Source organism: Arthrobacter sp. B0316-1-20 (assembly GCF_059091865.1).
Genome location: NZ_JBNHHC010000108.1, coordinates 1 through 6,422 on the forward strand (window position 1 = coordinate 1; position 6,422 = coordinate 6,422).

Here is a 6,422-nt window from a genome sequence, read left to right on the forward strand (position 1 = left end):
GGTGGAGGGCTACTGGCGGTAGCCCTCCACCTTTTCCGGGGACCGCAGACGCGCCTGGTCTTCGTCCTTGAATGCCTTGCGCAGGGCCCGCCGCTGGCGCAGCAGGTCCCAGCACTGGTCCAGCTGCGTCTCGACGTCCTTCAGGGTTTGCTTGTCTTCCGGACTGTGACCCAGTTCGCTGGCAATCTTGTCCCGCAGAGCGTGCTCCTGCTCCACGAGCTCGTTGATCTGGGACAGGAGGCTCTTGTTGTCCATAGTTACTCCCTTGGAGTATTCGTTCCTGGAATGCAGGGTGGAACAGCTTCGATCCGTCCAGCCTACGCCGCGGTCCCGCCGCTGGGTAGGACACCCAAGGTGCGGTTCCCGCCCGGGCCGGCCGGCGCCGTCGTACCTGTCCAGCCTCAGGATTGGCAGCCGCTAGACTGGCACTGCTCACACAACCAATGGCCCCAGGGGGGCCATGCCACGTCCGGCCGGATCAGCGAGCGTCCGGCGAGAGTGAACGAGGAACTTTGCGAGAATTCACCGCCCGTGCCGCCACCGCCGAGGAAATTGCCGACTGGGACCGGCACGTGACCGCCAATCCCAGCGGAGGCAACCTGCTGCAGTCCGCCCCGTTCGCGGAGGTGAAGTCGCATCACGGCTGGACCCCGCGGCACCTGGTATATGAAACGGCGGATTACAGCAGCTACAACCTGGTGCTGGAGAAGGACTTTCCGGTCCTCGGCAAGCTGTGGTACCTCATCAAGGGGCCGGACGTCGCCGATGCCGCCGATATCCCCGGCATCCTAAAGGCCAATGAGAAGTTCGTCAAGGACCACCGGCAGGACGTCTTCGCCATCAAGATCGAACCGGACATCCTCGACGGCGAGGAGGTACGGGCGGCGTTCGCGGAAGCGGGCTTGGTCAAGACCTTCAACATCCAGCCCAATGACAGCACGGCCGTGCTGGATGTGACCCCGGAGGAAAACAAGCTGCTGCGCAATCTGCACTCACGCGGCCGCAATGCCGTCCGCCGGGCCATCCGCGAAGGCGTGGAAGTGGTCCAGGCGGAGCCGACGGAGGAAAACTTCCGCACCATGTACGGGCTCATGGACCAGGTGGGGCAGGGCAACGCCAACGTCCAGCTCCGCTCCTTCGAGTACTACAGCCGGTTCTGGCGCAATTTCATCGACGCGGGGATGGGCCGGCTGTACTTCGTCTACGAGGACGGCTCCCCCTCGGTGGGCGCATTTGTCATTAACTATGGGCGCAAGGGAACATATAAGGACGGCGGTTCCAAACCCCGCCGCAGCCAGTACGGTGATTCGCACCTGGTGCAATGGCGGGCCATCAACGATCTCAAGGAACTCGGTATTGAGACGTATGACTTCTGCGGAACTCCGCCGGCAGCCAAACTCAAGGATAAGGACCACGCTTTCCACGGGCTGGGCATGTTCAAGACCAGCTTCACCAAGACGGTCATCGACTATGTCGGATGCTATGACCAGGTCATCAGCCCGCTGAAGTACAAGGCGTGGGAGTCCATCGGCGAGAAGGTTTTCCGTCAGTTGTACTGGCGCAAACATCATCAACCGTTCTACTAAACCGCGGCTTCGCGCCGCGGACCCGAAGAGAGGGGACTTTGGAGCAGGAGCCAGTCGAGCATAGGACGGCGCGCCCAGCGGTCAGGGGAGCGCAGCCCAGGTCCGTTAAGCCCGTACCCGCCCTGAACGGGCAGCGTGCCAACGACTCCGCCATGCGGGTGCTCCGCAAACTCCTCCAAGGCGAGTCCCCGCCCACGGCCCCGATGAACATCGTGGAGCGGCTGGCCGGCAGTCCCTATGCCAATCCGATCATCCAGGTCGGCGGGCAGGACGCCAGCGCCCGCAAGACGCTGGACTTCGCCCTGAACCTGGCCGAGACCATGTTCCGGTACGGCGCCGGTGCGCTGGAAGTCGAGACGAGCATCATCGCCGTCACGGCGTCGCTGGGACTGAGCCATATCGACGTCGAAATCACCAACCAGTCCGTGGTGATCAACTACGCACCCAAGGACGCCACCCCGATCACGGTGCTGCGCGTGGTGCGTTCCTGGACCAACAACTACGCGGGTCTGTCCCTGGTCCACCAGCTGGTCACGGACATCGTCAAGGGCGGCGTGAGCCGGCAGGAGGCGATCAACCGGCTGACGGAGATCACGCGCAGCTCCAAGCCGTTCCCCAAGTGGATGGTGACCTTCTCGCTGGGTGTCTTCGCCGCCACGATCGTGGCCTTCATGGGCGGCAGCCCGCTGGCGTCCTTGGTTGCCTTCCTCAGCAGCATCGCCGTGGGGCTGGTGTCCCGGCAATTCGCGCGCTGGCGGATCCCGGACTTCTTTACGACGGCGACCAACGCCGCCTTGGTCACGTTCGTCGCCGTCGCGCTCTGGGCGCTGGAGGTGCCGATCACTCCGGGCATCGTGGTGGCCGGCGGCATCATCCTGCTGCTGCCCACCGGACGGCTGGTCTCCGCGACGCAGGATGCCATCAACGGCTTCCCGGTCACCGCCGCCGGCCGTTACCTCTCCGCGTTCCTGACCTTTGCCGCGATCGTCTCGGGCATCGGCGTCGGCCTGGTGGCCATGGAACTGGTGGGCGCCGGCGGACTGGACGTGCTGGATCCCGGACCGGGCGGCTACCCGTTCGCTGTCCAGGCCCTGCTGGTTATTGTTGCCGCCGCGTCCATGTGTATTTCGGAACAGACCAGCGCCAAGATGCTGCTGCCCACGGGGCTGGTGGCCCTGTGCGGGTTCCTGATCTATGAGGCCGTGGGCTACATCGGGATCGGGGACCGGCTGGCGCCGGCCGCCGCCGCTGTGGCGATAGGTTTCGCCGCCCGCCTGATCGCCCTGCGGCTGGGCTCGCCGCAGCTGGTGATGGCCGTGCCCGCGGTGATGTTCCTGTGGCCCGGGATGACCATCTTCCGGTCCATGTACGAGCTGACCGTGAATGCCGATGAGCCGCTGATCGGCGTGCTGGGGCTGTTCAACGCGCTGACAGTGATCCTGGGCACCGCCGGCGGCACCGTCCTGGGCGACCACCTGGCCCACCCGCTGACCCGCGGCCTGGGGTCGAACGAGAGGCGTGCCCGCACCCGCCGCCGCTAGGAGCCGACCGCCGGCACCCGGCTACAGGATCTTGCCGATCTCCGTCTTCTTCTCCGCTTGGAACTGGTCCTCCGCCCGGCCCAGCGCCCAGTAGCCGGAGAGCGAAACCTGTGACCGCTGCAGCCCGCGCTGCTTGAAGAGAATGTCGCGCAGCGCCTTCATGTAGCCGCGTTCGCCGTGCACGAACGCATGCACGTCGCCCTCGCGCCAGTCCATCTCCGCGATGGCCCGGACCAGCAGGTCGGTGGTGCCTGCGCCGGGGTCCGTGCCGCCGTCGCCGGCGCGCAGCAGCCAGGTGACCTCGACGCCGTCCGGTACGGCGATGTCCTGGATGTCGCCTGCGGTGCCGACCTCGACGAATGCGGTTCCGACGGCGTCCGCCGGGAGGGCTTCGATGCCCGCCGCAATGGCGGGCAGCGCCGCTTCGTCCCCGGCGAAGAGGTGCCAGTCGGCAGCCGGGTTGGGTGCGTAGGCGCCCCCGGGGCTGGTGAACAGCAGCTCATCGCCCGGCTGTGCGGCGGCAGCCCAGGGGCCGGCCAGTCCCTCGTCGCCGTGGACCACGAAGTCGATGGCCAGCTGCCGGGCTTCAAGATCCACCCAGCGCACGGTGTAGGTGCGGGTGACCGGCCACTGTTCCCGGGGAAGCGCTTCGCGAAGCGCGGCCATATCCGGTGCATCCGCGGCGGACGTGCCGGGCTGCAGGAAGAGGATCTTCACATACTTGTCCGTGAAGTCGTTCATCACGAAGTCCTTGAAGCCGTCGCCGCCGGCAATGATCCGGACCATGTGGTCGGAAAGCTGCTCGCGCCGCAGCACCTCGAGCCGCACCAGGGGACGGGCCTTCTTGACGGCCGGTGCCGCCTGGACATTGCTGGTTTGATTCATTCGCCGATGCTCCTGGAGGCTGGCCTGGCGGCCGTGGGTTAGGTCTGCCTCATCAGGCTAGCCGGTGGGCAGCCGCCAGTCGATTTCCGCTGCGCCCTGGTCGCGCAGCAGTCGGTTGGCGGTGCTGAACGGCCGGGAACCAAAGAAACCGCGCTTGGCGGACAACGGGCTGGGATGGGCGGACTCGATCCGCGGCGTGTCCCCGAGCAGCGGCGCCAGGTTCTGGGCGTCCCGCCCCCAGAGAATGGCCACGAGCGGTCGGTTTCGCTGGGCCAGGGCACGGACCGCCAGGTTGGTGACAGCTTCCCAGCCCTTGTTCCGGTGTGACCCCGACGCCCCGGCCTCCACGGTGAGGACCCTGTTGAGCAGCAGGACGCCCTGCCCGGCCCAGGCGCTCAGGTCCCCGTGCTCGGGGGCCTCAATCCCCAGGTCCGATTCCAGCTCACGGTAGATGTTCGCCAGGCTGCGCGGCAGCGGGCGCACCGCCGGATTGACCGCGAAGGACAGGCCGATGGGGTGCCCGGGGGTCGGGTAAGGATCCTGCCCGACGATGAGGACCTTGACAGCGTCCATCGGCTGCTGGAACGCGCGCAGGATATTGCCGGGGGCGGGCAGGAAGCTGCGCCCGGCAGCCCGCTCACCATCCAGGAAGCGGGCAAGCCGGTGAATTCCGTCCTCGGCCGGTTCCATGGCCTTGGCCCAGTCCGGTGCCATGAACTCCGCCGGCCGGGCGGGTTCCGCGAAGGGCAGGTGTGCGTCATCGGCCGTCCGCCTGCCGCCCCGCGCCTTACCGGCCGCCGGGAGGGGGAAGAGGGCGCCGTCGTCGTCAGTCATCCACCCATCCTGCCCGATCCCGGTCACCTGGCGCGAGAGCCGCAGGCTGGAGCCGTTCGAATGACTTTCGCTTCGTTCCCCCGTACCATGTACGGGTAGTTTGATGCGGTCGGAATGAATGGAGTGAGCCGTGGCAAGTGCGGCCGAAAGCGGAGCCTTTTCACTGGAAACCGCGTACGACGCCGACAGCCCGCTCAGTGAGCGCGACCAGCGGATGCTGGCCTTGGAACGGCAGTGGTGGAAGTACGCCGGCGCCAAGGAACAGGCCATCCGGGAGCTTTTCGACATGTCCGCCACGCACTACTACCAGATCCTGAATGCGCTGATCGACACGGAAGAAGCGCTCGCGCACGACCCGATGCTGGTCAAGAGATTGCGTAGACTACGTACGTCGCGCCAGCGTGCCCGTACGGCTCGTCGGCTGGGCAGCGACGCCTGATTCCGCATCTTTCGATCAAGGACACAGCACGACTATGAGCGAGTATCCCCGGGATGAGTTTGACAAGGTCCCCGAATCTTCCGCGCGCCAAGGTGTCCACCGCGCCCGGATGGCGCCGCCGCGGCAGGGCGGCCTGGGGCTGATCATCCTGGTTGGCGCCCTGGCCCTGGCCATCGGCGCAGCGGCGTTCTTTGTGGCTCCGCGGCTGGGCATCGGTGCCGCCGCAGGCGAGGCTCCGTCCGCGGAGCCGGTTGCCGAGGCAGCGGCAACAGCCGGCCCCAGTGCGCCCGCGTCGGCGGCAGCGGAGGAAACGGCCGCCGCTGCCGAGACAGCGGAACCAACGCCGGCTGCAACGGCCCCAACGGAAGCTCCAACCGAAGCGCCGGAAACCGCTGAGCCGGCGCCCATGGACAAGACCTTGCCGGTCAATGTGCTCAACGGCACCACCGCCGGAGGACTGGCCGGCTCGGTGGCCGGCCGCGTCGCTGCCGATGGCTGGTCCACCAGCCAGGTGGGCAACTGGGCCGGCCAGCCCGTGCAGACGTCGATCATCTTCTACAACGGACCGGAACAGCTGGCCACCGCCCAGGAAATTTCGCGGTTGCTGAATATCCCCACCCTGATCGAGTCCACTGCGGTTTCACCGCAGGTGACTGTGGTGCTGGGCCCCGGTTTCCAGTAAGCCGGGGTAGCTGTAATCCACGACGGCGGTGTCCCGGCATAGCGGCCGGCCCGGGGAATTCCCGGGTACCTGCAGCGGCTCGGCGACTCCATCCGGCGGCTGCCCCGGGCAGCTAAGCCCTGAGCGGGACGCCGCGGGCATCCGTGCAAAACATCCGGGCGCCGGCCAGGATCATGATGCCTTCGACGAAGCCCCACACCCAGCCGAGGCCGAAGGTGGCGAAGGTGACCACGATCTGTGCGATGCCTACCCCCACATAGCCCAGGTAGAACCGGTGGATGCCCAGGCCGCCCAGCAGGACGCCGAGCAGGCCGGCCACCAGCTGCGACTTTTGCCCGTTGTAGGCCCCATAGCCGTAGGGCGGTCCAGTTTTTTATTTTTAGGGCTTCTTGCGTTATGTAGTTGTGGTGTGTTGTTGAGTCTGACGGATGTCATTGGGATGGTATTTGGTTTTT

Annotated in this window: 8 protein-coding genes; 4 read left to right on the forward strand and 4 right to left on the reverse strand. The window is 66.5% G+C overall.

Features of this window, described 5'->3' with window-relative positions; translation table 11 throughout:
- Positions 1–9: 9 nt before the first annotated feature.
- Positions 10–255: a DUF2630 family protein gene (locus tag AC5RW2_RS39565; protein ID WP_494032317.1), complete on the reverse strand. Its 246-nt coding sequence runs from the start codon at positions 253–255 to the stop codon at positions 10–12.
- Positions 256–512: 257 nt separating this feature from the next.
- Between AC5RW2_RS39565 and AC5RW2_RS39570 the strand changes: the two genes are divergently transcribed.
- Positions 513–1,586: a lipid II:glycine glycyltransferase FemX gene (locus tag AC5RW2_RS39570; protein WP_494032318.1), complete on the forward strand. Its 1,074-nt coding sequence runs from the start codon at positions 513–515 to the stop codon at positions 1,584–1,586.
- A 152-nt stretch (positions 1,587–1,738) separates the two neighbouring features.
- Entirely contained in the window at positions 1,739–3,127 is a 1,389-nt protein-coding gene (locus AC5RW2_RS39575) for a threonine/serine exporter family protein (RefSeq protein WP_494032319.1), read from the forward strand.
- Positions 3,128–3,148: 21 nt separating this feature from the next.
- Here the strand turns inward: AC5RW2_RS39575 and AC5RW2_RS39580 are convergent, their stop codons facing one another.
- Both AC5RW2_RS39580 and AC5RW2_RS39585 read right to left on the reverse strand, forming a co-directional pair.
- Positions 3,149–4,012: a siderophore-interacting protein gene (locus AC5RW2_RS39580; protein WP_494032320.1), complete on the reverse strand. Its 864-nt coding sequence runs from the start codon at positions 4,010–4,012 to the stop codon at positions 3,149–3,151.
- A gap of 57 nt (positions 4,013–4,069) precedes the next feature.
- Positions 4,070–4,846, reverse strand: a complete 777-nt coding sequence (locus AC5RW2_RS39585) for a uracil-DNA glycosylase (protein ID WP_494032321.1) — start codon at positions 4,844–4,846, stop codon at positions 4,070–4,072.
- Positions 4,847–4,976: 130 nt separating this feature from the next.
- Between AC5RW2_RS39585 and AC5RW2_RS39590 the strand changes: the two genes are divergently transcribed.
- Both AC5RW2_RS39590 and AC5RW2_RS39595 read left to right on the forward strand, forming a co-directional pair.
- Positions 4,977–5,285 carry a DUF3263 domain-containing protein gene (locus tag AC5RW2_RS39590; RefSeq protein WP_494032322.1) on the forward strand — a complete coding sequence of 103 codons (309 nt, stop codon included), beginning with the start codon at positions 4,977–4,979 and terminating at the stop codon, positions 5,283–5,285.
- Between the two features lie 34 nt (positions 5,286–5,319).
- Complete coding sequence (locus tag AC5RW2_RS39595) at positions 5,320–5,967, forward strand: LytR C-terminal domain-containing protein (protein WP_494032323.1); 648 nt, start codon at positions 5,320–5,322, stop codon at positions 5,965–5,967.
- Positions 5,968–6,079: 112 nt separating this feature from the next.
- Here the strand turns inward: AC5RW2_RS39595 and AC5RW2_RS39600 are convergent, their stop codons facing one another.
- Positions 6,080–6,289: an NINE protein gene (locus AC5RW2_RS39600; RefSeq protein WP_494075211.1), complete on the reverse strand. Its 210-nt coding sequence runs from the start codon at positions 6,287–6,289 to the stop codon at positions 6,080–6,082.
- Positions 6,290–6,422 lie beyond the last annotated feature (133 nt).